The 26,865-nt window shown below is 47.7% G+C and carries 32 protein-coding genes and 1 tRNA gene; 21 read left to right on the top strand and 12 right to left on the bottom strand.

The features are described 5' to 3' along the window. Positions 1–74: 74 nt before the first annotated feature. Positions 75–539 (bottom strand): hypothetical protein, encoded by a 465-nt coding sequence (locus MJ611_RS18635; protein ID WP_250431952.1) that lies wholly within the window; start codon positions 537–539, stop codon positions 75–77. A 242-nt stretch (positions 540–781) separates the two neighbouring features. Further along, positions 782–1,138 carry a hypothetical protein gene (locus tag MJ611_RS18630; protein WP_250431951.1) on the bottom strand — a complete coding sequence of 119 codons (357 nt, stop codon included), beginning with the start codon at positions 1,136–1,138 and terminating at the stop codon, positions 782–784. A 131-nt stretch (positions 1,139–1,269) separates the two neighbouring features. Here MJ611_RS18630 and MJ611_RS18625 point away from each other — a divergent pair, with 131 nt between their 5' ends. Then, complete coding sequence (locus MJ611_RS18625; protein ID WP_250431950.1) at positions 1,270–2,223, top strand: YheT family hydrolase; 954 nt, start codon at positions 1,270–1,272, stop codon at positions 2,221–2,223. A gap of 121 nt (positions 2,224–2,344) precedes the next feature. Here MJ611_RS18625 and rsmG read toward each other — a convergent pair whose 3' ends face one another. From rsmG to MJ611_RS18605, 4 genes are all read right to left on the bottom strand, one after another. Further along, entirely contained in the window at positions 2,345–2,974 is a 630-nt protein-coding gene (gene rsmG, locus MJ611_RS18620; protein WP_250431949.1) for a 16S rRNA (guanine(527)-N(7))-methyltransferase RsmG, read from the bottom strand. A 51-nt stretch (positions 2,975–3,025) separates the two neighbouring features. Beyond that, positions 3,026–3,196, bottom strand: a complete 171-nt coding sequence (locus MJ611_RS18615; RefSeq protein ID WP_250431948.1) for a hypothetical protein — start codon at positions 3,194–3,196, stop codon at positions 3,026–3,028. Between the two features lie 181 nt (positions 3,197–3,377). Then, positions 3,378–3,986, bottom strand: coding sequence for an RNA polymerase sigma factor (locus MJ611_RS18610; RefSeq protein WP_007659731.1), 609 nt, complete (start codon positions 3,984–3,986; stop codon positions 3,378–3,380). After that, complete coding sequence (locus MJ611_RS18605) at positions 3,977–5,080, bottom strand: glycosyltransferase (RefSeq protein ID WP_250431947.1); 1,104 nt, start codon at positions 5,078–5,080, stop codon at positions 3,977–3,979. Before MJ611_RS18605 ends, MJ611_RS18610 begins: the two co-directional genes overlap by 10 nt. Before the next feature lie 216 nt (positions 5,081–5,296). Between MJ611_RS18605 and tgt the strand changes: the two genes are divergently transcribed. The 3 genes from tgt (at position 5,297) to MJ611_RS18590 (ending at position 8,544) form a co-directional block, all read left to right on the top strand. Beyond that, complete coding sequence (gene tgt, locus MJ611_RS18600; protein ID WP_250431946.1) at positions 5,297–6,427, top strand: tRNA guanosine(34) transglycosylase Tgt; 1,131 nt, start codon at positions 5,297–5,299, stop codon at positions 6,425–6,427. Between the two features lie 99 nt (positions 6,428–6,526). Next, the gene (locus tag MJ611_RS18595) at positions 6,527–7,603 is read left to right on the top strand and encodes an LptF/LptG family permease (protein ID WP_250431945.1); all 1,077 of its coding nucleotides are present in this window, start codon (positions 6,527–6,529) and stop codon (positions 7,601–7,603) included. After that, positions 7,603–8,544: a DMT family transporter gene (locus MJ611_RS18590; RefSeq protein ID WP_250431944.1), complete on the top strand. Its 942-nt coding sequence runs from the start codon at positions 7,603–7,605 to the stop codon at positions 8,542–8,544. Before MJ611_RS18595 ends, MJ611_RS18590 begins: the two co-directional genes overlap by 1 nt. On the opposite strand, the gene ispE is transcribed toward MJ611_RS18590, so the two are convergent. Beyond that, positions 8,500–9,309 (bottom strand): 4-(cytidine 5'-diphospho)-2-C-methyl-D-erythritol kinase, encoded by an 810-nt coding sequence (ispE, locus tag MJ611_RS18585; RefSeq protein ID WP_250431943.1) that lies wholly within the window; start codon positions 9,307–9,309, stop codon positions 8,500–8,502. The two genes, MJ611_RS18590 and ispE, sit on opposite strands and share 45 nt — an antisense overlap. A gap of 138 nt (positions 9,310–9,447) precedes the next feature. Between ispE and MJ611_RS18580 the strand changes: the two genes are divergently transcribed. The 3 genes from MJ611_RS18580 to MJ611_RS18570 are packed head-to-tail and all read left to right on the top strand — an operon-like array spanning position 9,448 to position 11,841. Then, positions 9,448–10,062: a sugar transferase gene (locus MJ611_RS18580; protein WP_250431942.1), complete on the top strand. Its 615-nt coding sequence runs from the start codon at positions 9,448–9,450 to the stop codon at positions 10,060–10,062. Then, positions 10,059–10,715, top strand: coding sequence for an acetyltransferase (locus MJ611_RS18575; RefSeq protein WP_250431941.1), 657 nt, complete (start codon positions 10,059–10,061; stop codon positions 10,713–10,715). Before MJ611_RS18580 ends, MJ611_RS18575 begins: the two co-directional genes overlap by 4 nt. Continuing rightward, positions 10,705–11,841 (top strand): DegT/DnrJ/EryC1/StrS family aminotransferase, encoded by a 1,137-nt coding sequence (locus MJ611_RS18570; RefSeq protein WP_317233155.1) that lies wholly within the window; start codon positions 10,705–10,707, stop codon positions 11,839–11,841. Before MJ611_RS18575 ends, MJ611_RS18570 begins: the two co-directional genes overlap by 11 nt. Here MJ611_RS18570 and MJ611_RS18565 read toward each other — a convergent pair. Further along, positions 11,838–12,965 (bottom strand): trans-sulfuration enzyme family protein, encoded by a 1,128-nt coding sequence (locus MJ611_RS18565; protein ID WP_250431940.1) that lies wholly within the window; start codon positions 12,963–12,965, stop codon positions 11,838–11,840. The two genes, MJ611_RS18570 and MJ611_RS18565, sit on opposite strands and share 4 nt — an antisense overlap. A gap of 184 nt (positions 12,966–13,149) precedes the next feature. Between MJ611_RS18565 and MJ611_RS18560 the strand changes: the two genes are divergently transcribed. From MJ611_RS18560 to MJ611_RS18545, 4 genes are all read left to right on the top strand, one after another. Next, positions 13,150–13,632 carry a hypothetical protein gene (locus tag MJ611_RS18560; RefSeq protein ID WP_250431939.1) on the top strand — a complete coding sequence of 161 codons (483 nt, stop codon included), beginning with the start codon at positions 13,150–13,152 and terminating at the stop codon, positions 13,630–13,632. 84 nt (positions 13,633–13,716) lie between these two features. Then, positions 13,717–14,109, top strand: coding sequence for a hypothetical protein (locus MJ611_RS18555; protein WP_250431938.1), 393 nt, complete (start codon positions 13,717–13,719; stop codon positions 14,107–14,109). A gap of 89 nt (positions 14,110–14,198) precedes the next feature. Then, on the top strand, positions 14,199–14,828 hold the full coding sequence (locus tag MJ611_RS18550; RefSeq protein WP_250431937.1) for a hypothetical protein: 630 nt from the start codon (positions 14,199–14,201) through the stop codon (positions 14,826–14,828). 199 nt (positions 14,829–15,027) lie between these two features. After that, complete coding sequence (locus MJ611_RS18545; RefSeq protein ID WP_250431936.1) at positions 15,028–16,314, top strand: serine hydrolase domain-containing protein; 1,287 nt, start codon at positions 15,028–15,030, stop codon at positions 16,312–16,314. A gap of 387 nt (positions 16,315–16,701) precedes the next feature. On the opposite strand, the gene atpC is transcribed toward MJ611_RS18545, so the two are convergent. The 4 genes from atpC to MJ611_RS18525 all read right to left on the bottom strand — a co-directional run bounded on the left by atpC (position 16,702) and on the right by MJ611_RS18525 (position 19,772). Further along, positions 16,702–16,947, bottom strand: coding sequence for an ATP synthase F1 subunit epsilon (gene atpC, locus MJ611_RS18540; protein ID WP_250431935.1), 246 nt, complete (start codon positions 16,945–16,947; stop codon positions 16,702–16,704). Between the two features lie 91 nt (positions 16,948–17,038). Further along, positions 17,039–18,550 (bottom strand): F0F1 ATP synthase subunit beta, encoded by a 1,512-nt coding sequence (gene atpD, locus MJ611_RS18535; protein WP_250431934.1) that lies wholly within the window; start codon positions 18,548–18,550, stop codon positions 17,039–17,041. Between the two features lie 376 nt (positions 18,551–18,926). After that, positions 18,927–19,451 (bottom strand): hypothetical protein, encoded by a 525-nt coding sequence (locus MJ611_RS18530; RefSeq protein ID WP_250431933.1) that lies wholly within the window; start codon positions 19,449–19,451, stop codon positions 18,927–18,929. Positions 19,452–19,538: 87 nt separating this feature from the next. Continuing rightward, complete coding sequence (locus MJ611_RS18525; protein WP_250431932.1) at positions 19,539–19,772, bottom strand: hypothetical protein; 234 nt, start codon at positions 19,770–19,772, stop codon at positions 19,539–19,541. 400 nt (positions 19,773–20,172) lie between these two features. Here MJ611_RS18525 and MJ611_RS18520 point away from each other — a divergent pair, with 400 nt between their 5' ends. The 10 genes from MJ611_RS18520 to MJ611_RS18475 all read left to right on the top strand — a co-directional run bounded on the left by MJ611_RS18520 (position 20,173) and on the right by MJ611_RS18475 (position 26,809). After that, positions 20,173–20,334 carry a hypothetical protein gene (locus MJ611_RS18520; RefSeq protein ID WP_250431931.1) on the top strand — a complete coding sequence of 54 codons (162 nt, stop codon included), beginning with the start codon at positions 20,173–20,175 and terminating at the stop codon, positions 20,332–20,334. After that, the gene (locus MJ611_RS18515; protein ID WP_250431930.1) at positions 20,335–20,592 is read left to right on the top strand and encodes a hypothetical protein; all 258 of its coding nucleotides are present in this window, start codon (positions 20,335–20,337) and stop codon (positions 20,590–20,592) included. It begins immediately after the preceding gene. Between the two features lie 105 nt (positions 20,593–20,697). Then, positions 20,698–20,770 (top strand) — tRNA-Gln (locus MJ611_RS18510). Between the two features lie 218 nt (positions 20,771–20,988). After that, positions 20,989–21,468 (top strand): SRPBCC family protein, encoded by a 480-nt coding sequence (locus MJ611_RS18505; RefSeq protein WP_250431929.1) that lies wholly within the window; start codon positions 20,989–20,991, stop codon positions 21,466–21,468. Between the two features lie 85 nt (positions 21,469–21,553). After that, positions 21,554–22,039: a glutathione peroxidase gene (locus MJ611_RS18500; protein WP_250431928.1), complete on the top strand. Its 486-nt coding sequence runs from the start codon at positions 21,554–21,556 to the stop codon at positions 22,037–22,039. Positions 22,040–22,342: 303 nt separating this feature from the next. Beyond that, positions 22,343–23,272, top strand: a complete 930-nt coding sequence (locus MJ611_RS18495; protein ID WP_250431927.1) for a ribose-phosphate pyrophosphokinase — start codon at positions 22,343–22,345, stop codon at positions 23,270–23,272. A 204-nt stretch (positions 23,273–23,476) separates the two neighbouring features. Further along, positions 23,477–24,061 (top strand): 50S ribosomal protein L25/general stress protein Ctc, encoded by a 585-nt coding sequence (locus tag MJ611_RS18490; protein WP_250431926.1) that lies wholly within the window; start codon positions 23,477–23,479, stop codon positions 24,059–24,061. Positions 24,062–24,319: 258 nt separating this feature from the next. Further along, positions 24,320–24,883 (top strand): aminoacyl-tRNA hydrolase, encoded by a 564-nt coding sequence (gene pth, locus MJ611_RS18485; RefSeq protein ID WP_250432028.1) that lies wholly within the window; start codon positions 24,320–24,322, stop codon positions 24,881–24,883. 124 nt (positions 24,884–25,007) lie between these two features. Further along, entirely contained in the window at positions 25,008–26,267 is a 1,260-nt protein-coding gene (locus MJ611_RS18480) for an MFS transporter (RefSeq protein ID WP_250431925.1), read from the top strand. Between the two features lie 113 nt (positions 26,268–26,380). Further along, positions 26,381–26,809 carry an STAS/SEC14 domain-containing protein gene (locus MJ611_RS18475; RefSeq protein WP_250431924.1) on the top strand — a complete coding sequence of 143 codons (429 nt, stop codon included), beginning with the start codon at positions 26,381–26,383 and terminating at the stop codon, positions 26,807–26,809. Positions 26,810–26,865 lie beyond the last annotated feature (56 nt).

Below are 26,865 nucleotides of genomic sequence, written 5' to 3'. Positions count from 1 at the left end.
CAGTTCTGCCCAAATAAAAAAGCTGCTGCTGTAAAGGTACAGCAGCAGCTTTTCTTATGAAAACAGGAATAAAATTAATTCTTATCTTTCTTTACGTTTACGTCAACATCCACATCGTCGATGTCGCCCAGACGGCTCTGAACTTTATCTTCTGTTTTGTTCCAGCGGTCTTTTACGCTTTGCCATCCTTGCTTGGCGTCTTCGTCCCAGGTATTGCTTTTCGCATCCAGTTCTGCTTCACGACGGTTATACTCGGCCTTCATTTCTCTCCACTCCTCTTTTGTTGCCGTCTCTGCTTTCTTTGAATTCTCGTCTACCCAGGCAGAGAAATCGCTATATTCCGCGTTTGCCTCTGTTTGGGCCTCGTTTACCTCTGCATTGGTTTCAGCCTGAGCTTCATCAATTTCTGCATCGGTTTCTGTTTGCACTTCATTTGCTTCTGCATTCGTTTCGTGCTGCGCCTCCTGAGAGCAGCTAAATGTGAACACTCCAATTGCTATAGCAAGTCCTATTGTTTTGATATAAGATACGATTTTCATAGTTGTATTTAATTTGTTTATTTCGTCTTATACGGCAATAAATAGATATTAGAATGTAATTTTACAAAGAAAAGCATTGCACCAGTACGTATTTCATACGCAGGCAGCCCACTTTCTTTGTATCATTTACCCCGTGCGAAGAACCAAAAAAATAACTGAAGAACAACCACTTATACTTAAACAAAACAGGCTGCTGCAGCCTTTGCCACAACAGCCTGTTTTGCTTCGGTTTTTACGTACTGCTAGTTTATAGTATCATTTTCAAATGCGGCGCCTTCGTCATTTCGCAGGCGGGCTTCTGCTTTGTTTTCGGTCTCGTTCCAGCGGGTTTTCAGCTGCTCCCACTCCTTTTTAGCATCTTCGTCCCATTCTGCGCTTTTTTTCTCCAGTTCGGCAGTTTGCTGGTTATACTCCTCTTTCATCTCGTTCCACTCTTCCTGTGTGGCTGTTTCTGCACGCTTGCTGTTCTGGTCTACCCACGCTTTCAGTTCCTGTACATCCCGGTTGGCCTCCTGCCGCGTGTCGGGTTCACAGGCCGTGATACAAGCGCCAATCAGCAGAATAAGTCCTGTAACTTTTAAATTTGTAATGATTTTCATAGTTGCTGTGTTCTTTAGTTATAGTTTGTGTTACGTGAAAAAAGTGAAAGCCGGTTTAGGTGTATCTGAATAGATTATTTTTGCAAAACTCTCGTAAGCAATAACACAGGTTATACAAAACTATACCGACAATGCCTTTACTTCCATCCAAGTATAAGCCACCGTTTTACCTGTTCAACGGCCACATCCAGACCATTATTCCCAGTTTGTTCAGGCAGGTGGCAGGAGTATATTACGAGCGGGAGCGCCTGACTACTCCTGACGAAGATTTTATAGATGTTGACTGGTCTAAAATAGGCTCCAGTGAATTGGTTGTGCTGTCGCATGGGCTGGAGGGCGATACGGGCAGACCCTACATACAGGGTATGGTGAAAGCCTTTAACAGCCATGGCGTGGATGCGCTGGCCTGGAACTACCGCAGTTGCAGTGGCGAGCCCAACAAACTGCTTCGCTCCTACCACCTGGGCGCCTCCGACGACCTGGACCTGGTTGTGCGTCATGCGCTGCGTAGCGGCAGCTATGAAACGGTATACCTGGTAGGCTTTAGCGCCGGCGGAAATATCAGCCTGAAGTATCTGGGTGAGGCTCCGGAGCTGGTACCACAAGAAATAAAGCGGGCAGCTGTTTTCTCGGTTCCAGTAGATTTGAAGTCGTCGGCGAAGAAAATATCGAGGATTTACACGCAACGCTTCCTTAAAACACTGGGTCAGAAACTGGAGCAGAAACGGCAGATGTACCCCGACCAGGTAGACCTTACCAACTACAGTAATTTCTGGTCTTTCCCGGAATTCGACGACCGGTTCACGGCGCCCATACATGGCTTCAAAAATGCTGAGGATTACTACACCCAGGTCAGCAGCAAGCAGTTCCTGCTCAACATCAAAGTGCCTACCCTGCTGGTAAATGCCAAGAACGATCCGTTCCTGTCGAAGAAGTGCTACCCTACAGAGGAGGCCGAGCAGAACCCATACTTCTACCTGGAAATGCCCCAGGACGGCGGCCATGTAGGTTTTGTCGAAGACATGCGTAACGACATTTACTACTCTGAAGCACGGGCTGTGCGCTTCCTGCTGGAAGAAGAGTAAGTTCGTTGATCGTTAATGGTGTTTAGATATTCGCATCTCGAACACCTTTGAAACCACATTTTGTAGTTCATACCGAAGAACAATCAACGAATATCGAAAAATGAAATACTAAACCCGAAATCTACGGCATAGGCACAAATACTACCTTTTTGGTTTCGAAGAACTCTTCCGAGAAATAGTCGCTGAGGTTGTATACTTTGGTGATGAGGCCCGATTCTGCAATTTCTTCTGTTAAGTCGCCGCCTTTCAGATAATAAATGCCTTTATCTGGTATGGCTTCTTTCTTAAAGCTGTTCATCACCCACGGGTAGAAGTTGGCCAAACGGGTAACCGCACGGCTTACTACAAAATCAAACTTCTCGCGCACCTGCTCGGCCCGCGTTTGGGTGGCCACTACATTCTGCAGGTGCAGCTCGCGGGCTATCTCCTGCACTACATGTATCTTTTTGCCGATAGAATCTACCAGGTGAAAACGTACTTCCGGGAACATTACCGCCAGCGGCAGGCCGGGCAAACCGCCTCCTGTGCCTACGTCCAGCACATGCGCCTGCTCCGGAAACCGGATCACCTTGGCTATACCCAGCGAATGCAGGATGTGGTGCACTCCCAGCTGGTCCATGTCCTTGCGCGAGATCACGTTGATCTTCTCGTTCCACTCCTGGTAAAGCGCAGCCATCTGCTCATACTTTGCCAGCTGGTCTTCGGAGAGTTCAGGAAAGTAACCTGACAATAGCATACGGATGGCGGTCATATTAATTATTAATTATGAATTACGAATTATGAATTATGAATGGTGTTGTCGCTACTTGGTTATAAAGTATAAAACAGCGGCAATAAGGCCCACTATGGCTACTACGGCCAGGGCCATAAAGGTATCGGCCAGCAGTACGGTTCCTGCATTCCGGAACTGCCCTTCATACTTTCTTTGAAGTTCCTGCTGCACCTGCTCTTTATTTCCGAAACGAAGATTCAAATAAGCTCTGCCTATAAACGCAAGTATAAATTCTCTCAACAGAAACTCTGATTAAATTAGAAGTATAGCTGCTGCCCTGGTAGCAATTGCAAAAGTATAAAATAAACGGATGTGGCACTAAAAGATAAAGCCCCCGCTATGGCAGCAGCGGGGGCTTTAAGATCAATAAGTAATTTCTTTTCTAGATGAGGTGCTTCTTGTTTTTCACCATGTCATAGAGCAACTCTCGGGCGCGGTGCAGTTGGGCTTTAACCGTACCAAGCGGAGCGTTCAGCTCTGTTGCGATCTCCTCGTAGCTCAGCTCGTTGAAGTAACGCAGTGTAACCAGGCGCTGGTATTTTTCCGGCAGCTTGGCCACCACATACTGCATGATCTCGATCTTCTGGTTCTTGATCGCTTCTTCCTGCGGGTTCAGGTTCTTGTCCTTGAAGTCGATCGTGATCTCATCGCCATTATCAATTTTGATGGCCGAGTCGATGCTCATGGTCTTGATCCTGTTCTTGCGGATAAAGTCAATGCAGTTGTTTGTCGCAATGCGGAAAAGCCAGGTACTGAATGCATACTCCGGGTTGAACTTGTGCAGGTTACGGAATGCTTTGGCAAAAGCCTCAATCGTAAGGTCTTCGGCGTCGTCAGCATTACGTACCATCTTCAGTACCACGTGGTATACAGGCTTCTTATATATACTCATGAGCTCGGCATACGCTTTCTCGTCATTCTCCTCCACTGCGGCCTGAATGAGCTTAAAGTCGTGCTTTGCTTTTGCAGAGAATTGTTTGTTTACTTCCATCTGAATTTTTTATACATTAATACAGATACCCCAAGGAACAGGTAGTTGAAAAAATAAGCCACCTCGAGTATTGGTAACAGTGGCATCGATAACTTTTCATCAAGCCTGCGTGCTGCAAGTACATAAGCCGGATAAACGGCCAGGTACCTGACTCCGAATAATGCGCCCAATATAGCTAAATGGCTATTTAGAACAAGACCGGTAATACAGAGAACATAAAAAAGAATGTTTGACGAAATGAATGCCCCTATCCTTCTCTTGTCTGCGGGCTTATACTGGGTGCCAACGGACATGTGCCTTCTTTTCTGTATCAACCATTCCCGAACTGTCTTTTTGGGAATGCTGGCCGTCTGCCCTTCCTTGCTGATAACAATGTTTACTTTACTATTGTTGACCGCGTCTCGGACAAAGAGATCATCGTCTCCACCAATGGACTTAATATGGGAAGCGAATCCTTTGTTTCTAAAGAAACACGCTTTGGTATAAGATAAGTTTCGGCCCACGCCCATGTAAGCGCGACCCTTGATTGCATGAGACAAATACTGAATTCCGGTCAGGAAGGTTTCAAATCGGATCAGATGATTTAAAAATCCTTTTTCCTCCACATAGGGCGAATAGCCCAATACTACCTGTGTGTCATGCTGATAGCCATTTTGCATGGCCTGAATCCAGCGGCTGCTAAACGGGCGGCAATCGGCATCTGTGAACAACATATGCTCGTATTTTGCCGCGCGAATGCCCAAAGCTAACGCATATTTCTTTGGATTCAGGTACTCCGGCGTCTTTTTAATGGTCACCACCCGAAAGTTGGGGAACTGGCGCTCCAGCTCATAAGTATAGAACTCGGTGTCGTCGTCGGAGCGGTCGTTTACCAGCACCACTTCAAACTCAGGGTATTCCTGATCCAGCAGCATGGGCAGGAGTTCCACGAGGTTCTCAAGTTCGTTGTGTGCCGCCACCACCACCGACACCGGACGCACTGCGTCTGTTGTTTCGTCTTTGTGCCTGGCGAGCGGCCGGAAATAAAAAAACACATAGTATAGCTGCACCAGAATACAGGCAGCCAGCACTGCTAAAAGTATAATTGTAAGCAAATGAAAGAGAGATTACAGTAGAACAAATTGCACATCCAAAATTAGCCAATATCCGGCCATTTCCGAAGCGCATCCGATTTAATAATTGATTATGGATTGTGGTGCCATACTTTGTATCTTTGCCGGTTAATTGTAAACTAATAAACCGTTAGCGGCCACGGGGTCGCGCCGGAGTCTGTTGTTATAAGCACAGCCTTTGCCGGCACCTACTTCACTATGCAGTTCTCCTTAATAGCCAAAGACATACAATCCAAAGCGCGTGCCGGCGTGGTACAAACCGACCACGGCGCCATCGAAACGCCCATCTTTATGCCGGTGGGTACAGCGGGTACCGTAAAGGCGGTGCACCAGCGCGAGCTTAAAGAAGATATTAAAGCGCAGATCATACTTGGCAATACCTACCACCTGTACCTGCGCCCGGGCCTGAACATACTCGAGCAGGCAGGCGGCCTGCACAAATTCAATGGCTGGGACCGACCTATACTTACCGACAGCGGCGGCTACCAGGTTTTCTCGCTGGCCGGTACCCGCAAGATCAAAGAGGAGGGCGTTAAGTTTAAGTCGCACATCGATGGCTCTACACTCAACTTCACGCCGGAAAACGTGATGGACACGCAGCGCATTATTGGTGCCGACATCATCATGGCGTTTGACGAGTGCACTCCCTACCCTTGCGACTATATCTATGCCAAGCACTCGATGGAGCGCACGCACCGCTGGCTGCAGCGCTGCGTAGACCGCTTCGACAGCACCGAGCCAAAGTATGGCTACAGCCAGACGCTGTTCCCGATCGTGCAGGGCAGCACCTACAAAGACCTGCGCGTGCAGTCGGCCGAGACCATTGCCAGCTTCGGCCGCGAGGGCAATGCCATCGGCGGCCTTTCGGTGGGCGAGCCGGCCGAGATGATGTACGAAATGACCGAAGTGGTATGCGACATCCTGCCTGCCGACAAGCCGCGCTACCTGATGGGCGTGGGCACGCCGGCCAACATCCTGGAGAACATTGCGCTGGGCGTGGATATGTTCGATTGCGTGCTGCCAACCCGCAATGCCCGAAACGGCATGCTGTTCACCACACAGGGCATCATCAACATTAAGAACCAGAAGTGGGCCAACGACCACAGCCCGATCGACGCGGAGTTGGGCGGCTACGCAAGCACCTTCTACAGCAAGGCCTACCTGCGCCACCTGATCCACAGCGGCGAGTACCTGGCCGGCCAGATCGCAAGTATACAGAACCTTACCTTTTACCTTTGGCTCGTGAAAGAGGCACGCCAGCAAATCATCAATAGAACTTTCCGCGACTGGAAAGAGGTAATGGTAAAGAAGCTGATGACACGATTGTAAATAATTATGAATTATGAATGCTGAATTATGAATGAGTCTTTTATAGTTCTGAGCTCACGCATAATCCATAATTCATAATTTCTAATTCATAATTAAAATATGAAGCTGCTCGATAAATACATACTGAAGAAGTTCCTGACCACTTTCGTGTTCGTGGTGCTGATACTTGTGTCGGTAATTCTGGTGATCGATTTCACGGAGAAGAACGACGACTTTATCAAGAACAACGTGGCCATCTCGGAGATCCTCTTCGATTATTACCTGAACCTGATCCCGTACTACGCCAACATGCTGAGCCCGATCACGGTGTTTATAGCAACAGTGTTTGTAACGGCCAAGCTGGCTTCCCATACCGAGATCGTGGCCATCCTGAGCAGCGGCGTCAGTTTCCGAAGGCTGCTGGTGCCTTACGTTATGGGCTCTTCCCTTATCGCGGTCGTTATTTTTGCCCTCATTGGCTGGGTTATCCCGAATGCCAACAAAGAGAGCGTGGCCTTCCAGGTGAAGTATGTAAAAAGCCCGTTTACTTACGACAGCCGAAACATCCACATGAAGATCGCTCCGGAAACCTTTGTGTACATGGAGAGCTACAACAACACATCGCACGTAGGGTATAACTTCGCGATCGAAAAAATAAACGGCACCAGGCTGAGCCAGAAACTAACGGCCAGCAGCGTTGCCTGGAACCCGGAGAAACAGAAGTGGCACGTAGACAACTATACCCTGCGCACCTTCGACGGCGAAAAGGAAACCATCTACAAAGGCGGCGCCTTGGACACCACCCTCAACATGCTCCCAAAGGATTTTGAAAGTACCTACAAGCTGGAGCAAACCATGACCCTTACGGAGCTGAACCGCTACATCAATGAAAAGATGGACCGCGGCGCCGACGACATCGAGATATACCTGATCGAGAAGTATGAGCGCTTCAGCTACCCGTTTGCCATCATCATACTTACCGTCATCGGGGTGATCGTGAGCGCACGCAAAGCCCGCGGAGGCGTTGGGGTGCAGATCGCGCTTGGTTTCTTCCTGGCCTTTGTCTTTATCATCTTCGTGATCACGAGCCGTAGCCTGGCGCAGGTAGGCGATATTGAACCGCATATTGCCGCCTGGATTCCTACCATTATTTTTACAGGCATAGGCTTCTTACTTTACCGCTACATTCCACGTTAATGCCACGTCTCAAGGATTATCTCGAATTACACTTTATTGTTTTCCTGTGGGGGTTCACGGCTATACTTGGCAAGCTTATCTCGATACCTGCCGTTGAACTGGTGTTTCTGCGCACACTGATCACCGCACTGGCCCTGGTGGCCATCATCTACAGGCGCGGCACACCATTGTGGCTTGGCCAAGGCAATACCTTGAAATTCATGGGCGTCGGCATACTGATTGCAGGCCACTGGATGCTGTTCTTTGCTTCAGCGCGGGTGTCTTCGGTTTCCATCAGCCTTATTGGTCTGTCTACAGCCAGCCTCTGGACCGCATTTCTGGAGCCCATGTTTACAAAAAAGAAGATCAAACCGCACGAGATCCTGCTGGCACTGCTCATCCTGCTGGGCCTTTATATCATCTTCCGGGCTGAAACCAATTTCGACAACATGCTGGGCATTCTGATGTCGGTGGGTTCTGCTTTGCTGGGCGCTAGCTTTACCATCATCAACTCCAGGTTGGCTAAAGTACATCCTTCTACCACCATCACCTGCTTCGAAATGGTAGGCGCCTGCCTGGGCACGGCCTTGTTCTTCCCGATCTATACTTCCAATTTTGTAGAAAGCGGCGTGCTTAATTTTAACATGAGCGGCATGGATGTGGTATATCTGCTGGTGCTGTCGCTGGCCTGTACGGTATATGCCTATACTGGCTCGGTACGCCTGATGCAGCGCATCTCGGCCTATACCATGAACCTGAGCGTGAACCTGGAACCGGTATATGGCATTCTACTTGCCTGGGTGATCTTCAACGAGAACAAGCAAATGACAAGCGACTTCTATTTTGGAGCAGCCGTTATACTTATGAGCGTGTTCATCTACCCGATCCTGGATTCGTATGCCGAGCGCAGGAAGAAACTAAAGCAAACCTTTCCAGACGAGGTAGTGCTGGGGGAAGACTAAATTAAAAGCTGCTTCTCCTTTAAACAATCCGTACACCGCCGAGCCCGAACCCGTCATAGAGGCGTAGGCCGCGCCGGCTTCGTAAAGCTGTTCCTTCAGCACAGGCAGCACCGAATATTTAGGGAATAATGCCTCCTCAAAATCGTTGTGCAGCTGGTTTTTCCAGGTGCTGATGTCTTGCTTCAGTACCTCCGCCAGCGGCTGTGCCGGCTCTTTTGGTACGATGTTGCCGTAAGCTTCTGCCGTTGTGATGTGAATGCCCGGATACACCACCACGCAAGTATAACCGCTCAGGTCCAGGTCGATCGGCTGAAACACATCGCCTCTTTCTATCGCTAACACCGGCTTATTCCGGATAAAGAAAGCGCAGTCGCTGCCAATCTGGCGGGCATAATTTTCCAGCTGCTCCGGGCTTAACTTCAGTTCAAAAAGATTATTGAGCATCTTCAGGGCAAAGGCGGCATTCGAAGAACCACCACCCAACCCCGCTCCCATAGGCAACACTTTGTGCAGGTGCATGTGCACCGGCGGTAATTGATGGTCCTGCTGCAACAAGCGGTACGCCTTCAGGCACAGGTTCGAATCCGGGTTGCCCGGCACCGGCAGCCCGCTGGTTGTAAAGCTGTTTTCAGTTGCAGGCAGTATCTCCAGGGCATCGGTCCACCGCACCGGGTAGAAACACGATTCCAGGTTATGGAAACCATCCGTGCGTTTGGAAGTAACTAACAAGCCAAGGTTAAGCTTTGCATTGGGGAAGTCGAGCATGTGTAATCTATTTTAGATCGCAAGGTAAAAAAATACAGCCACCTCTGCAGACTCTTCCTTTGCCTCAAGTGAATTATGCGCGCAAAGCAGCTGTTGTGTAGAAAATAAAATTGTAAATTCGTAAAAGCTACTTCTGCCATGTACCAAAAGTATGTAAAGCGCTTTCTGGATGTGACCCTGGCAAGTATACTTGCGCTGGCAGGCACTCCTGTGCTGTTGCTGGTATCGCTTGCGTTAGCTGTTGCGAATAGAGGAAGTATACTTTTCAGGCAGCAACGCCCCGGCTGGCAAGGCAGGCCTATTTACGTGTACAAGTTTAAAACGATGGCCGATTTCCGGGATGCGCAGGGCCAATTGCTTCCGGATGAAGAACGGCTGACCAGACTGGGGCGCTTGATCCGAAAAACATCGCTGGACGAGTTGCCGCAGCTTTACAATGTGCTTCGGGGTGACCTGAGCCTGATCGGCCCACGGCCGCTGCTGATGGAGTACCTCCCGCTCTACAACGAAGAGCAGGCACGCCGCCACGATGTGAAACCAGGCATCACCGGTTGGGCGCAGGTGCACGGACGCAACGCCATTGCCTGGGAGCAAAAGTTTGCCCATGACCTCTGGTATGTGGAAAATCTTTCCTTCAGAACTGATGCCTTGATCCTCCTCAAAACGATAAAGAAAGTATGGAACGGAGCCGATGTACAGGCACCCGGCCATGCCACAACACCTCGCTTCGAAGGAAATAAAACCTACGCATGAAAGACATAGCCATAGCAGGTGCTGGTGGCTTGGGCCGCGAAGTACTGGTGCTGCTCCATCAGATCAACGAAGTAACGCCCCAGTGGAACATACTTGGCTTTTATGATGATGACCCGGCGTTGCAGCAAACCCAGATCAACGGCTTTCCCTGCCTCGGTTCCCTTACCGACCTTTCCCAGGTTAACAGGGAGCTGCACGTTGCCGTTGCCGTAGGGTATCCTGCTGTTAAAAAGCAGCTCGTTACTTCTCTTCAGCACAATTCATGTCTTTTTTTCCCGGCGCTTGTTCATCCGTCAGCGCAGCCCAAACCGTACCAGTATATTGAATTAGCCGAGGGCACTTTGGTATTTCAGGGCGCCGTGCTCACCACCAACATCCGACTGGGCAAACATGTGTTGGTGTACCTCAACTGTACTGTGGGGCATGATGCCGTGCTGGAAAATTTTGTTTCGCTGATGCCCGGTGTAAATCTTGGCGGAAATACTAACTTGGGAGAGGGAGCGTTTTTAGGAGCAAACGCCACTGTTTTGCAGGGACTGCAGATTGGCAGCCATACCAAAATTGGAGCAGGCTCCGTAGTAAGCAATTCAATACCCGATAACTGCACAGCTGTAGGTGTACCAGCAAAGATCATAAAGCATCATGATGTATAGACCCGGACGAATCTTCCTCTCAGTGCCGCACATGGGCGGGCACGAACGTAACTATGTGCAAAAGGCGCTGGAAGACAACTGGGTAACCACAGCCGGGCCTAATATTCCGGGTTTTGAGCACGACATCTGCCAGCACACCAACTCCCGGCATGCGGTAGTGGTTAACTCCGGCACGGCCGCCATACACCTGGCTTTGCGTGTGTTGGGTATACAGCCCGGCGACGAAGTGTTATGCTCTACTTTCACGTTTGTAGCAACGGCTAACCCTATTTTATACATGGGCGCCCATCCTGTTTTTGTGGATAGCGAATCAGAAACCTGGAACATGAGCCCGGAGGCTTTGCAGCAAGCCATTGAAGACAGGTTAAGACTTGGGAAGAAACCAGCTTGTATACTTTTGGTGCACCTCTACGGCATGCCTGCCAAAATGAAGGAACTGCTGGAGATAGCCGAGCACTATGGAATTCCTGTGATTGAGGATGCCGCTGAAGCACTTGGCTCCCGCTACGGAGGCCACCAGCTTGGCACGTTTGGGCGCATTGGCGTCTTTTCCTTTAACGGCAACAAGATCATAACTACTTCCGGCGGCGGTGCCCTGATAACGAATGATGAAGACCTGGCAAAACAGGCGGGTTTCCTTGCTGCACAGGCCAAAGACCCTGCCCCTTATTACCAGCACTCGCAGATGGGGTACAACTACCGCATGAGCAACATCAGCGCAGGCATCGGGCGCGGACAGATAGAGGTACTGGAGCAACGCGTAAAGCAGCGCCGTGAGATATTCAGGATGTACCAGGAGCATTTCCGCCACACGGAGGGGATAAGCCTGCTGGCAGAACCGAAAGCCTGTTTCTCCAACCGTTGGCTCACGACCATACTTATTGATCCGGCAACCGGCAAAACGCCGGAAGACCTGCGCCTGGGCTTAGAGGCACAGAACATTGAAGTGCGACCACTTTGGAAACCAATGCACCTGCAGCCACTTTTTGCTGGCGCGCCCTATTATGGCAACGGCACCAGCGACTCCCTTTTTGCCACCGGCTTATGCCTCCCTTCCAGCAGCAGTTTAACTGAAGAAGAACAGGCAAAAGTAGCAGGCACGATACTTAAGTTAATGCAGTCTTAGATCTGAGCCAGCGCCTGCTCCAGGTCAGCTATGATCTCTTCGGCATCCTCGATACCTATTGACAGGCGGATTACCCCCAGCGTAATACCCAGCTTTTGCTGTTGCTCCCGGCTCAGGGAGCGGTGCGACGTACGAAGCGGGTGCGAAATGGAGGTGCTCACGCCTGCCAGCGAGGGCGCAAACGGAATGTGCTGCAGCGACTGCATAAACTTGTTCACCGTCTCCAGTTCATCGCTGATCTGGAAAGACAACATGCCACTGTACATGCCGTTGCCCTGCTCGGTAGCCAGCTCATGTTGCGGGTGCTGCTCCAGCCCCGGGTACCATACTTGTTTTACTTTCGGGTGCTGGTTTAAGAAGTTGGCTACAGCCAGGCCATTGGCACTGTGCTGACGCATGCGCAGCTTCAACGTTTTCAGGCCTCGGGCTGCCAGCCAGCTTTCAAATGGGCTCAGGTTCAGCCCATAGGTCCTGGTGATCTGCTTTGCCCGCTCAATATCTTCAGCCTTGCATACAACTACCCCAGCCGTTACATCGCTGTGCCCGGAAAGGTACTTGGTCACGCTATGGATCACCAGGTCGGCACCCAGGCTTAGTGGTCTGGTAAGTATAGGCGTGGCAAAGGTATTGTCTATCATCAGCTTTATACTTTGGCGCTTTGTTTCCTCGGCCAGACGCTGCACATCCAGCACCTGTAGCAGCGGGTTGCTCATAGTTTCTACCAGCAACAGCTTTGTGTTCGGCTGCACATACTTATCCAACTTATAAATCGACTCGCCCGGCACATAGGTCACTTCCATGCCCAGGCGCGTCAGCTCCTGCGAAAGCAATGCCGCCGAGCCACCATAAATTTCTTCGGCACAAAGGATATGGTCGCCAGCCTGGCAATAAGTCAGCACACCCACCAGTATGGCCGACATACCCGACGAGGTTACCACAGCACCGCCACCACCTTCCAGCTTGTTCACTTCCTCTGCCAGCTCATCTGAGTTTGGGTTGTTGTACCGCGCGTACATGTACTGCTGGTTGGGCTGCTCAAAGTATAGCTCCAGCGCATTCAGGTCTTCAAAAGTAAAAACAGACGTCTGGTATATAGGGGTTGTTTTAGGGCTGATGTTTGCCATGTGCGGTAAGTATAAACGAAGCTAAAAGTAAGCAGGATTTCTTATATTGTAAAGGTATAGGAGGGTGTGTTATTGATAAAGTTAATTCTGCTATTCATATATTACCTATCTCCATACATGGTGTAGATGGTGGGAGTAGGTTCTATTGCTATACAGTAGTTATGAGTGATTAGAATTATATAAAATGGAAGGATTCACTTCTTTATTTCTTTTTATCACATTTCCCCTTATTGGCATAGGTCTCATTGCGACAACCCTATCAAAGAAGTATAACAGTAGAAAAAGACGGTTTATTTTGGGGGCTTTGTCTTTGTGCATACCTGTGTTATACCTGCTTTCAGGTTTGAAGAATCACAATAAAACCAAAGAAGTGATTTACGGCGAGTATAGCTTGAGGGGAGAGAAACAAATTAAGTTAGTTCTCAAAGCTGATAGTACCTTCAAGATGGATTATTTACCTGAGTTGTCTCAATATGCAAAAGGTAGATGGGAATATATTGACTGGGATTTCAACGAATTAAAACTCAAACCTGAAGAAGCTATAAATCGAGAGATAAGCTTCAGGATAAGTAGTGAAAAAGATAATGTAGTCCTGCGATACTATCCCTGGAAAAAGAACGACCCGAAGCCAGAAAAGGAATTGGTATTCATAAAAGAAGAAAAATAAACTCTCCTAACACAGCACAGGCCCCATACTCGGCTAGGCCTCGTCCACAGCCTGTACAAACTTTAGCTAGTAATGTAAATTACAATGATCGACATTGATTTAGAAACTAAAGTCATCCAAAGGTTTATTGTTTCTCATAAACAAGAGCGATACTGGTCCTTCATCAAGAAGGATAAGACAAGAGACAAATTCGTTAAACAGTTAGCTCATTTCAGCTCCCAACTCAAAGACTTTGAAGAAATAAAGGGAAATGAATGGAAGGTGATTGAAGTTGCCTTAGCCCATCTTGGTAATCCATCTGACTGTTATGTTATTTCAGAAGACAGCGCATATGATGGCAGAAGAATGAGTATAAAAGAAGCATTGAAAGTAATAGGAAATGGGATGGGCTCTTTATTAGTGTTTGGAGACGCAGATCAAGTGTATTATGAAGGCGAAGGACCAAATGATAGGTGGATTAGCAAAAAGAAAAAGTAAAACCGCTTCTGGCAGAGAGGCATACAAGCCATACTTAGGCTACGCCTTGTTCGCCTCTAATACTAGAAGTTAGCAAGCCCCAAAAGAATATGAAGAAAGGCTGTCTTACATCAATTTATGTTTTTCTCGTTCTTTTAGTAGTGTTTGTTCTTGGCTTAATTTGGGCTATAAAATCTGCTTTTGGTCCATCACACAGAACAGTTAACATTGACTTAGACAACGGCCATACCCTCATTGGTGAAGAAACCTACAATGCAGACTTTGCTGACGTCTTTTATGATGTAAGATTGAAGCTGATAAGCGCAAACTCTGATACTTTAGAATTTGGAAGTGCAACCTTCCACGATGAGAACTGGAATAAAAGCCTGCACTTGCAAAACATGGGAAACTGGTTTGTGCTTCCAGTTCAAGAAGGTACATATTCTAAATTACTATTGGTAAACCGCACTAATAGGGAGCGCCAAGACACTACTTTCTCTCCCTTAGAATTGCGCTATGACAGCTTGTGGAGAGCAAAATATGATGAAATACCTGTTTACCTTTACCCAGGAACATCAACTATTGACTCAGTAAGAAATAACCACATCTTCGTTAAATACGATTACAGGATTGGCTATTACGAGCCATTTACCTTTTATAGACAGTCAATTGAATATGAGCTTGACTCGATATCAGGGAAAGTAGTAACGAAGAATGTTTTCGGGAGAACAGAAAAATAGCGTTAGCTAACCACATTTATACTTTATGATTCGCATTGTTTACCTCATGTGTGAGCAGTTCCCCCTACTCTTGCCCCTCCAGTACCTACGATACATAAAACTCCTGACTTTATACTTAAAAGCCATAATTTCATTCGTTAACAGCGCTAGTGTCTATTCGCTCAACTCGTAATTATTAGTTGAGGAAGGAGAAGGCGATATGAAACTAACAGCAAAGACTATTATGGGCATAACGGCGGCGGGTGCTGCAGCAGCTTACGTCGTGGCGCAAAAGAAAAGAACCGCCTTGCAAAAGGAAATGCAGAAGCCAATCGAGATCCATGGCTTTGTGAAGAGCGGCTATGAGGCGGTGCGCGAGGCCTTTGCCGAAAACTTCTCGAAGCGGCGCGAGATCGGCGCAGCCTGCTGTGTGTATCACAAAGGTGAAAAGGTAGTGGACCTGTGGGGCGGTATCAGAAATATAAAAACGGGCGAACCCTGGGAAGAAGACACCATGGCGCTGGTCTATTCTACAACAAAGGGCATGGCGGCAATGACGCTGGCCCTGGCACACTCCCGCGGCTGGCTCGATTATGATGAGTTGGTGAGCACCTACTGGCCTGAGTTTGCCCAGAACGGAAAGGAAAAGATAACGGTCCGGCAGTTGCTGGCACACCAAGCCGGGCTGTTCGTTTTTGACGAGCCCATCACTAAAAGCTTGGTAGCTGACACCAACCGACTGGCGCAGCTTATGGCACGACAGAAGCCGGCATGGGAACCGGGAACACGTCAGGCTTACCATGCCGTTACCATGGGCTTTTATGAGGGCGAACTGCTCCGACGGGTAGATCCGAAGCACCGCAGCCTGGGCCAGTTCTTCCAGGATGAAATCGCTACCCCTTTAGGGCTTGGCTTTTACATACGCCTCCCCGACTCGATTCCTGATTCCAGACTCGCTCCCCTCATAGATCCAAGTTATACCGAGAGGCTGCTGGGCTTCCCCTTTGCTTTGACGCTGGACGTGCTGAACCCTCATTCCAACATCCGCAGAGCTTTGGAAGGCTCTATGTTGGCGCACGACAATCAGCGCATCTATGCCCGAAACCTTGAAATACCGGCAGGCGGAGGCGTAGGCACGGCAAGGGCCATTGGCTTGGCCTACAGCGTTTTTGCTACCGGAGGCAAGGAATTGGGTTTGCGACCCGAAACATTACAGCAACTGATGGCACCTGCAACTCCACCAACACACGGCTTCTACGACGAGGTGATGAAGGGCGAAATACAGTTCTCACTTGGTTTTATAAAGCCCAGCTCAGGCTTTCCGTACGGTTCTGCTAGCGCATTCGGTATGCCCGGAGCAGGCGGCTCCTTTGGCTTTGCCGATCCCGAAGTCCAGCTCGGGTACGGCTATATACCCAACCGGAAAGGCGTAACGATTACTGGCGACCCAAGAGACGTAGCGCTACGAAACGCCTTATACTCAGCTACACCAGTTGCGGCAGACTAAAGGTATGAACCGGTAAGCAACTCATGGTCGTTTCATTCTCGGAAATGAAGCTAAAAATGTATGTCACCCTGAAAAGAAACTTAATGGTACCGGCTACTGCTCCCCTCATCCTAACCTTCTTCCCAGGGAGAAGGGACTTTTTACATTATAATTTTCTAGCTAACATCGTCGTGCATCCATGTCCGGTTGAGCGGTGTCAAATAAAGTAAAAACCACAGTTTTTTGTCATTTCGACCTTCGGGAGAAAACTGGAGCATTAGCAGTCCCGCATTACTTCAGATTTCTCACTAGCATTCGAAATGACAACTTTATGTCTAGCCACAAAACAACAAGGCCTCCTGCTCGCGAAGAACAGGAGGCCTTGTTTGATACTTTCTGACAGAGCTTTTACGAAATTACTGATTCAGCAAGAACGATAATTCTGTTGTTCAGCACTTCTACCACACCACCATCTACGGTAAAGAATTCTTGTCCCTGCTTGGTAGTGATACGTATTCTGCCTCTTTCCAAGGTGCTGATGAGCGGCGCGTGCTGGTTCAGTACTTCAAAAGAACCATTGGTGCCCGGAAACTGAGCTGCGTCTACCTCACCGGCAAAAACCTTCTTATCAGGTGTGATTATCTCTAAATACATCTCTTTTAGTCTTGAGTCTCGAGTTCTGAGTTCTGAGTCAGGTTGCGGAACAACTCGAGACTCAGAACTCAGGACTCAGAACTAATTAAACTTATCTTGCTTCAGCCAGCATTTTCTCGCCCTTAGCCATTGCGTCTTCAATGGTACCAACCAGGTTGAAGGCTGACTCAGGCAGGTGGTCGTGCTTGCCGTCCATGATCTCGTTAAAGCCACGGATAGTATCTTTGATATCAACAAGTACACCTTTCAGGCCAGTGAACTGCTCTGCTACGTGGAATGGCTGAGACAGGAAACGCTGCACACGGCGCGCTCTGTGTACCACCAACTTATCTTCTTCAGAAAGTTCGTCCATACCAAGGATGGCGATGATGTCCTGAAGTTCTTTGTAACGCTGCAGGATCTCTTTCACACGCTGCGCCGTGTTGTAGTGCTCTTCGCCTACTACGTCTGGCGTAAGGATACGTGATGTAGAATCCAGAGGGTCCACCGCAGGGTAGATACCAAGCTCGGAGATCTTACGGGAAAGTACTGTTGTTGCGTCCAGGTGAGCGAACGTTGTAGCCGGAGCCGGGTCAGTTAAGTCGTCGGCAGGTACGTAAACAGCCTGTACCGAAGTAATGGAACCACGCTTAGTAGACGTGATACGCTCCTGCATGGCACCCATTTCAGTAGCCAGTGTTGGCTGGTAACCTACCGCAGATGGCATACGGCCAAGAAGAGCCGATACCTCAGAACCCGCCTGCGTGAAACGGAAAATGTTATCAACGAAGAACAGGATGTCACGACCAGCGTCGCTAGAACCTGGCTCACCATCGCGGTAGTATTCCGCCATTGTAAGACCAGAAAGCGCCACACGTGCACGCGCCCCAGGAGGCTCGTTCATCTGACCGAACACGAAGGTAGCTTTAGACTCCTTCAGTTCTTCCGCATCTACTTTAGAAAGATCCCAGCCACCGTGCTCCAGAGACTCCATGAAGTTCTTACCGTAACGCACGATACCAGCTTCGATCATTTCACGAAGAAGGTCATTACCCTCACGTGTACGCTCGCCTACACCGGCAAATACAGAAAGACCACCGTGTGCTTTCGCGATGTTGTTGATCAGTTCCTGGATCAATACAGTTTTACCTACACCGGCACCACCGAACAGACCGATTTTACCACCTTTTGCATAAGGCTCAATCAGGTCGATTACTTTGATACCTGTAAAAAGTACTTCAGAAGAAGTAGCAAGGTCTTCGAAGCGAGGAGCTGGTCTGTGGATTGGCAAACCACCTGTGCTCACAGGCTGAGGAATACCGTCAATGGCTTCGCCGATTACGTTGAAAAGGCGACCTTTAATGCCTTCGCCGGTCGGCATTTTGATAGGGGTGCCTAAGTCAAGTACTTCAGCGCCACGGGTAAGACCTTCGGTAGAGTCCATCGCGATGGTACGTACACGGTCTTCGCCAAGGTGCTGCTGACACTCCAGAATTACTACCTGGCCGTTGTCTTTAGTCACTTGAAGGGCATCCAAAATATTTGGTAGTTTAGTGTTTTCACCCACAAAGCTAACGTCCACAACAGGACCGATAATCTGGGTTATTCTGCCAATATTCGCCATTTGACTTTTTATATTGTTTACTAGTATAACAGAGTTATTTCAGGGTGCAAAACTAATGTATAAATCTCTGAAAACCATACAACGCCCTAAAAACTTTTAACTTATTCAGTTTCAAAGTATAGCGCACAGCATACGCCTCCCGCAGCCGCTGCTTGCTTATGCATGCTTATCGTAAGGCAGCAGCCTTATCGGTTTGCCTTGTTAAAGCTAAGCAATTCTGCAGACTAATGTTTTATGGATGAAATGGAGGCCTGTTTTAAGAACAGTAATGCTGATCATTCTTAGAGCCTGGTATGCAAAAGAAGGTATAACCAGGCCGGAAACCCGCCTGATCATACCTTCTTTTAACTTCAAAAAAGCTTTTTATACTTGCTGCTTACAGATCAATCTTAAGCACCCAGTAGCCCGGCTCATTTACAGCAAAGCGTACTTCCCTGTCGTACACCACGGTATTGAGCTTGTTTGGTGCTTTAAACCGTACGGTTCCCTCGAACGGCAGATTGATCTGGTCAAAGCCCATGTAGCTGCCTGCTGTTACAGGGCTACCGCTGTTGCCAAGCAGCTGCAGGTCGTCCGGGTTGCGGATTGGCGCACCTGATCCCATGATCACCACTTCTACACGATTGTAGTCTTCGCCTTTTTTGCTCAGGGTAGCATTCAGCACGTCCCGCTTCATCAGCACGCTGGCTGCTTTGGGGGTTTTCGGCTTCTTGGCTTTGTCTTTTTTCTTCGTCTTTTTTTTCTGGCTTTCCTGCTGCGTTTGTGCTGTATCCTGCACAAAAGTTAAAGCAGCTTCAGGCACCAAAGCATGCTCCGCTTTACGTGCAGAGGTGTTCTTGCCAGGTTTGGTAATCCCAAACAACGACAATAAGAGAAGGAGTAAGATAGAGATCTGGGCCATTGTAGTAAATTTAATGATTCCAATAATAAGTATAATTAACCTTATTACGTAAATCAACCACTTAAGGCCTTCGATTAAAACACTGAATTACAGGTGTTTCAGCATCTCGATCTGCTCGTCGTTAAGCAGAATGTACCTGTTGTTAAACGGGTTGGCATAAAACTTCTCCACTATCACATACTCACCTGTCATAAGTTTATGAATGTTATAGCTGAAAAGGCTGTTAGACCGCTCAATCACCAACTCGGTTGTACTAAGGTCTAGCTCACGTCCACAAGTGGTAGTAACGATCTCGGAATTTCTGGTTTTAGTAGAAGTCATAGAAAAGAGTATTAGCAGAATTTCTTACGCATAAATCTATAGGAGGTGACAGCTTAACGAGATAAACAGGCCATTAGTTATCAACAATCATCTTCAGGTGCTAACCCGGAAAGCGATTCAGCTTTTCACGCTAAAAATTCGTCACACCCTTTATCTCCTGCTCTTCGAGTACCAACTTTCAAAGTCAATCCTCAGGTGCCTGGATCGTATCGGGGGAATCAGCTCCCATTTGTGCATTTATACTACCAAACTACCCCCGTTCACAAAAACAGCCAGTTGTGCTGTGCTCTAAATTTTTAATTTCTACCGTTGTTAATCCATTTATAAAAGCCACCCAAAACATGGAACAACAACTGACAACAGTAGAAACCGCTCAGAGCACCTTTATTCCTTCCATTACGTGAAACTCTCACCTGCTCCATACTTTAACATGGACAAGGAACTGAAAGTACAGGCTGCCGTAAAGGACGTGATCGCACAGAAACTGGTGCAGTCGGCGCACGACGTGGTAGATGGCGGACGGACTTTACATCGCACTGCTGGAGTCGGCTATGCCAAATAAATGCACTTCGACATCGAGACAGATAAAAATTTAAGAAATGACGCATTTTTATTTGGTGAGGCGCAGAGCCGCGCAGTGGTATCTGTAGCGCCAGAAAAGCAGGCTGCATTTGAGCAGGCACCGCAAAATAAGGCAGTGAATTTCACCAGATTAGGCATTGTAACTCGCCACGATTACCACATCAATGGTGAACTTTTCCATGTCATTACGGTAGCCAAAAAGCACTATGACACGGCGCTAGAGCAGATTTTCGACTAAAATATTTGAAAAAATTTTCGGCAAATGTTTGCAGTTTAAATTCGCCTACCTATCTTTGCATCATCAAACGACAACGGTGCTACGGCACGGAAGTTTAGTAGAGATTGTCCGATGGTGTAACTGGCAACACGTCTGATTTTGGTTCAGAAGAGTCCAGGTTCGAAACCTGGTCGGACAACATAAAAAGCCCTTAGATCTCTCTAAGGGCTTTTTTGTTTTATGGCTTTAAGAAGCTTCTCTCCCACTTTCTGCCCCATAAGTTAAACCCGTCAATAAGTGTTCCTCTTCAAAAAGCCAGCACCTACAAAGCCATTTCATCTTCAAATTGTTTCCTGACAAGTATAGTTGCTGCGCTGCCGAAAATAGCCTTTATTGTACTAAACCTGACAGCAACGTATGCCAACCCTTAAGCTCCTCACCAGAATCAATGCCCCGGCTGAGATCTGCTTTGATCTATCAAGAAGTATAGACCTGCACACCATCTCTACACAACACACGGGGGAACGAGCCATTGCCGGCACAACCCAAGGGCTTATCGGGCCGGGAGAATTTGTTACCTGGAGGGCAAAGCATTTTAGAATATGGCAACAGCTGACAAGCAAGATTACGGCGTACGAACGGCCGGTTTTCTTTGCAGATGAAATGGTAAAAGGTGCTTTCAAAAGCTTTCGGCACGAACATCATTTTGAGCAGCACGGAAGCGATACCATCATGCTTGACATTTTTGTTTATACTTCGCCCCTGGGCTTCCTTGGCAGGTTAGCCGATTTCTGTTTCCTGAAAGGATACATGGAGCAGCTGCTCAAACAACGGAATCAGGTTATCAAAGCCTATGCAGAAACAGGCAAATGGAAAGAAATCATCAACATGAACTAAACAATTCCTGCTTAAAACACTTTAGCTAATGTTACCTGCAATTATCTACAGAACAACACGAGTTTAGTTGAACAACTACCAACCCATGAAGAAGCCATTTTACCAGCTAGCAGCAAAGAACCTGCAGGGCAAGGAAGTACCGATGAATACCTTTGAAGGCAAGACCGTTTTAGTTGTAAACACGGCATCAAACTGCGGCCTGACACCCCAGTTCGAAGGCTTGGAGAACTTATACAAAAAGTACCAGGATAAAGGTCTGGTTATACTTGGCTTTCCTTGCAACCAATTTGCGAACCAGGAACCTGGCGACGAGAAGTCGATAGCCGAAGGGTGCGTTTTAAATTATGGGGTTACTTTTCCGATGTTTGCAAAGGTTGATGTGAACGGAGAACAGGCACATCCCATTTTTAAATACCTGAAAAGTGAATTGAAAGGGTTATTGGGGACCAGCAGCATAAAATGGAACTTCACTAAATTCCTGCTCGATCCGAACGGCCAACCTGTTAAAAGATTCTCCCCGACCACGAAGCCGGAGAAAATTGAAAAATACATTGAAAAAGCTCTCAAGTAACTCTTACCTAAGCTGACTTTGCACCAGCAGAAACAACAGGCTACCGCTCAGCTGCAACAGCAATGTTACCGTCTAGAACCCCTTACAACCGGGCCAAGCAAAATAGTACTTGCCACAAAAATTGACACAGATAAACTAAACAGACCATAGTTATGTGTGTATAGTAAGCACACAGGTTGCGAACTATTGCCGCTATGCGTCTATTATTTATGTGATAATGAAGTTAGCTATAGAAGTAATTTTGTAGCTTTGCAGGCATAGCAACCTAAAATCTAATAAAATAACTTAGCATTTAGCAGAATTATGCCTCAGGTCAAGATCTTCTCCGGTTCCGCTTCCCAATACCTAGCTGAGAAAATAGCCACTTCGTATGGCACCAAACTCGGCGACTTAACAATCTCCCGCTTCAGCGATGGCGAAATTGGCGTACACTACAACGAGTCTGTGCGCGGTGCCGAAGTTTTCATAGTGCTTTCTACTTTTCCGCCGGCCGATAACCTGATGGAACTGATGTTGCTGGTAGATGCCGCCAAGCGTGCGTCAGCGCATAAAGTAATTGTGGTAATGCCATACTATGGCTACGCCCGCCAGGACAGAAAAGACAAGCCACGTGTATCTATCGGGGCAAAAGTGCTGGCCAACGCCATCCAATCCTGCGGTGCCGACCGCCTGATGACCTGCGACCTGCACGCCGGCCAGATCCAGGGCTTCTTCGATATTCCGGTTGACCACCTGGACGGTTCTGCCATTTTTGTGCCTTACCTGCGCAGCCTGAACCTGGGCAACGACCTGATCTTCGCTTCTCCGGACGTGGGAGGTGTGGTAAGAACAAGAGCTTTCGCCAAGAACTTCGGTGCGGAGATGGTAGTCTGCGACAAGCACCGTAAACGTGCCAACGAGATCGCCTCTATGCAGGTGATCGGTGACGTGGAAGGCATGGACGTAGTGCTGGTAGACGACATGGTAGACACAGCAGGCACCATTACCAAAGCGGCAGAACTGCTTAAAGAAAAAGGAGCCAAGTCGGTAAGAGCGATTGCAACGCACCCGGTGCTGTCAGGCCCAGCCTACGAGCGCCTCGAGAACTCGGTGCTGGAAGAACTGGTGGTATCTGACACCATTCCGCTGAGACAGCAGAGCTCCAAGATCAAAGTGCTTTCTTTCTCTGACCTGTTTGCCCGTGCCATCAACAACGTGGTAACGCACGAGTCTATCAGCTCGCTGTTTATATAATTGATTGCTGATTGTTGGTTGTTAATTGTTTTTCGTAGTAATTGGTAATCAGCATAAGAAATAATATTAAAGCAGGCTTGAAGGTGGTTTAAAGGTTGATTTCAGAGCTGATTGTACAATACAAGAAAAAAACAATCAACAATTTAACAATCAACAATTAAATGCATACCTTTGTGGCCTCAAAATTTATACAAATTCATTTATATGAAAACTTTAGAGATTATAGGGTTTAAAAGAGCAAATCTCGGCAAAGCGCAGACAAAAGAACTGCGTAATGAGTCTTATGTACCAGGAGTACTGTATGGCGGCGCTGAGCAAGTACACTTCTACGCACCAGCTATCCTGTTCAGAGACTTAGTTTATTCTCCGGAAGTATACGAAGTAGACCTGAATATTGAAGGCACTCACTACAGAGCTGTTCTTCAGGACATACAGTTCCACCCAGTAAACGAAATGCTGTTGCACGTTGACTTCCTGGAACTGAACGACGAAAAAACAGTTAAACTGGATATCCCAGTGAAATTCGTAGGTAACTCACCAGGTGTAATGGCCGGTGGTAAACTGGTTACTAAACTGCGTAAACTGAAAGTTAAAGCGCTTCCTGCTAACCTTCCAGACGCAATCGAGGTTGATATCTCTGACCTTGAGCTTGGTAAATCTATCAAAGTTAGCAAGATCAAGAAGGGTGACTACGAAATCCTGACCAGCGGCAACGCTCCGGTAGCTACAGTAACTATTCCACGTGCTCTTAAGAGTGCACAGATGGAAGAAGCTCGTGGCAAGAAATAAGCAGACGCTTAGCTTCAACCTTTTCAAATCCTGTCCTGCCACCGCAGGGCAGGATTTTTTGTTTAAGCTTTTAGGCTAAACTGTTTAATTGTTAAATGGCTAAATTGCCGGAAGACAATGCACTTAAATCCAGCATTGATTACTCCTCAACAATTCAGCAATTTAACCATAGATCAGTTGAACAATTTAACAATTAATATGATAAAGAAGTGGCTGGGGCTTTCTGCAGAGGCGCCTGCCACACCTGAAGATACAAGTATGAAATACCTGATTGTAGGGCTTGGCAACATCGGCCCTGAATATGCTGACACGCGCCACAACATTGGCTTTATGGTACTCGACTACCTTGCCCGGAAGTATGAGGGTAAATTTGAGGTAGGCCGCCATGCTTTTGTTACCGAGATCAAAACAAAGGGCCGCACGTTTGTGCTCGTGAAACCTACCACTTACATGAACCTGAGCGGCAAAGCGGTAGGCCATTACCTCAACAGCCTGAAACTGCCACCAGAGCAAATGCTCGTGATAACCGACGACCTTGCCATACCTTTCGGAAAGCTGCGCATGCGCACGAAAGGCAGCGCCGGCGGGCATAACGGTTTAAAGCACATCGAAGAGACGCTTGGCCATAACAACTATCCCCGCCTTCGCTTTGGGGTGGGCGACAACTTCCACAAAGGCAAGCAGGTAGATTACGTGCTGAGCAAATTCAGTGACGACGAGCAGGCGGAGCTGCAGACGCTGATCGAGAAATCGGCAGACGCTGTGATCGCTTTCGGCACCATTGGTTTGGAGCGGGCTATGAACCAGTACAATACCAAGTAGAAAGCCTTTCTTAAAGTATAACCAAACCTCACGATCAGGCTGATGATTCGTGAGGTTTTTGTTTTATACTTTAGCCGGAATTTCAGTACATTTAGCACCTTTTGCCACTGCCTTACAAGTAGCTATGAAGATATTTCAACTATACCGCAACGCATTTGGCGGCCTCTCCCGGCAGGCCTGGATGATGTCGTTGGTGATGTTCATAAACCGAAGCGGAGCTATGGTTACGCCTTTCCTGGGTGTATACCTGACCGAAGTGCTTGATTATAGTTTAAAAGAGGCCGGAGCTATACTTAGTATTTATGGCATGGGCTCTGTGTGCGGTGCTTTTCTGGGTGGCTGGCTGACAGACAAAATTGGCCACTTTAAGGTGCAGTGTATGAGCCTGATCCTGGGTGGCAGCTTATACTTCCTACTCCTGAACCTGCGGCAGTTCGAGTACCTGGCAGCTGGTATATTTATACTTAGCCTGGTAAACGATACGTTACGCCCGGCGAACTCTGCTTCTATCGCCTATTATGCCCGCCCTGAAAACGTTACACGTGCTTTCTCGCTGAACCGAATGGCCTTGAACCTTGGCTTTTCGGTAGGTCCTGCACTGGGTGGTTTACTGGCTGCTGTATCGTACAGGTGGCTGTTTATTGCCGATGGTGCTACCTGTATTTTAGCCGGTATCTTCTTCTTTTTATACTTCCGTAACCAACAGGGGCATCGGCCGCAACAGCATAAAACGGAACAAACCAATACTACTGCAGCCTCCCCTTACAAAGATGTTTTGTTTGTGTCGTTTTCCGTATTCTGCGCCTGCTTTGCTATAATATTTTTCCAGTTCATAACCACGCTGCCGTTATACTACAGGCAGGTTTATACTTTATCAGAAAGCAAAATAGGTGGCCTGCTGGCCCTAAATGGCTTTATAGTTTTCTTACTGGAAATGATCGCGGTATACCTGATTGGTGAACGGGTGAAGAAATCTATACTTATAGTAACAGGCGTGCTGCTGTTAGGGATTTCGTTTATGTTGCTGAACATGATCCAGCATGTGGGCGTGCTTTATATAGCTATGCTGCTGCTAAGTATAGCTGAGATTCTGGCGATGCCTTTTATGGCTACCATTGCCGTGGAGCGCTCCAATGAATTGAATCGTGGCTCGTACATGGGACTTTATACTATATCCTACTCAGTGGCACACGTAGTTGCTCCATACTTAGGGACCAGCATTGTATCAAAGTTCGGTTTCGATACGCTTTGGTGGTCGACGGGCGGAATGGCTATAGTTACGGCAATTGGTTTTTATACAGTGATAAAGATGATGGAGCGCCAGGATGGAAGTAAAGGCAAGGCCTTGGTTGCCTCAGGAGAAGCAGGGATAGCTGTTGGGTAAAATATTTTATATAAAGTAATAACTATATTAATTTTGGCAGCTTAAAACATTGGCCCCCAGTACAAACTAACCCTTTCAGTAGCTCGTATCTATATTGTACCTGCTCCAACTTTATGAAAAAAGAAATAAGCAATGCTTTTGGGAAGATCTTCCTTACAATTGAGTATGTGGAGAAGAACCACCTAATCCATAATAACTGGTTAGGATATCAGACCTTGGAAGGCATTATGCTGGGAGCAGATCAGTGCATAGATGTAATCAACTTTTATGCATGTCCGTACCTGCTAAACGACAACCGCCTGGTGGTTGGCCCCTGGAACCATGCCACCGACTGGATCGCCAATGACTGGACCCCACGAGCTATAAAAGCCGGCCTTACCCATTTTGCTCATGTTGTAAGCCCAGAGTCTTTTGCTGCATTATCAGCAGAAACGATGAGCGCTAAAGTAGGTGATTATTTTCAGATGCAGATCTTTGAAGACTTTGATAAAGCAAAAGAATGGTTGCTGGTTTCGCAAAAAGCCCACAGCCTTACTATCTAACCCAGATAAAACTCATAAAAACAAAACGGCTTCATGTATAAAACATGAAGCCGTTT

Origin of the sequence: Pontibacter ruber (assembly GCF_023630205.1) — a bacterium.
Classification (GTDB): Bacteria; Bacteroidota; Bacteroidia; order Cytophagales; family Hymenobacteraceae; genus Pontibacter; species Pontibacter ruber.
Note: the sequence above shows the minus strand (reverse complement) of the source record. Positions and strands in the feature narration are given on the sequence as shown.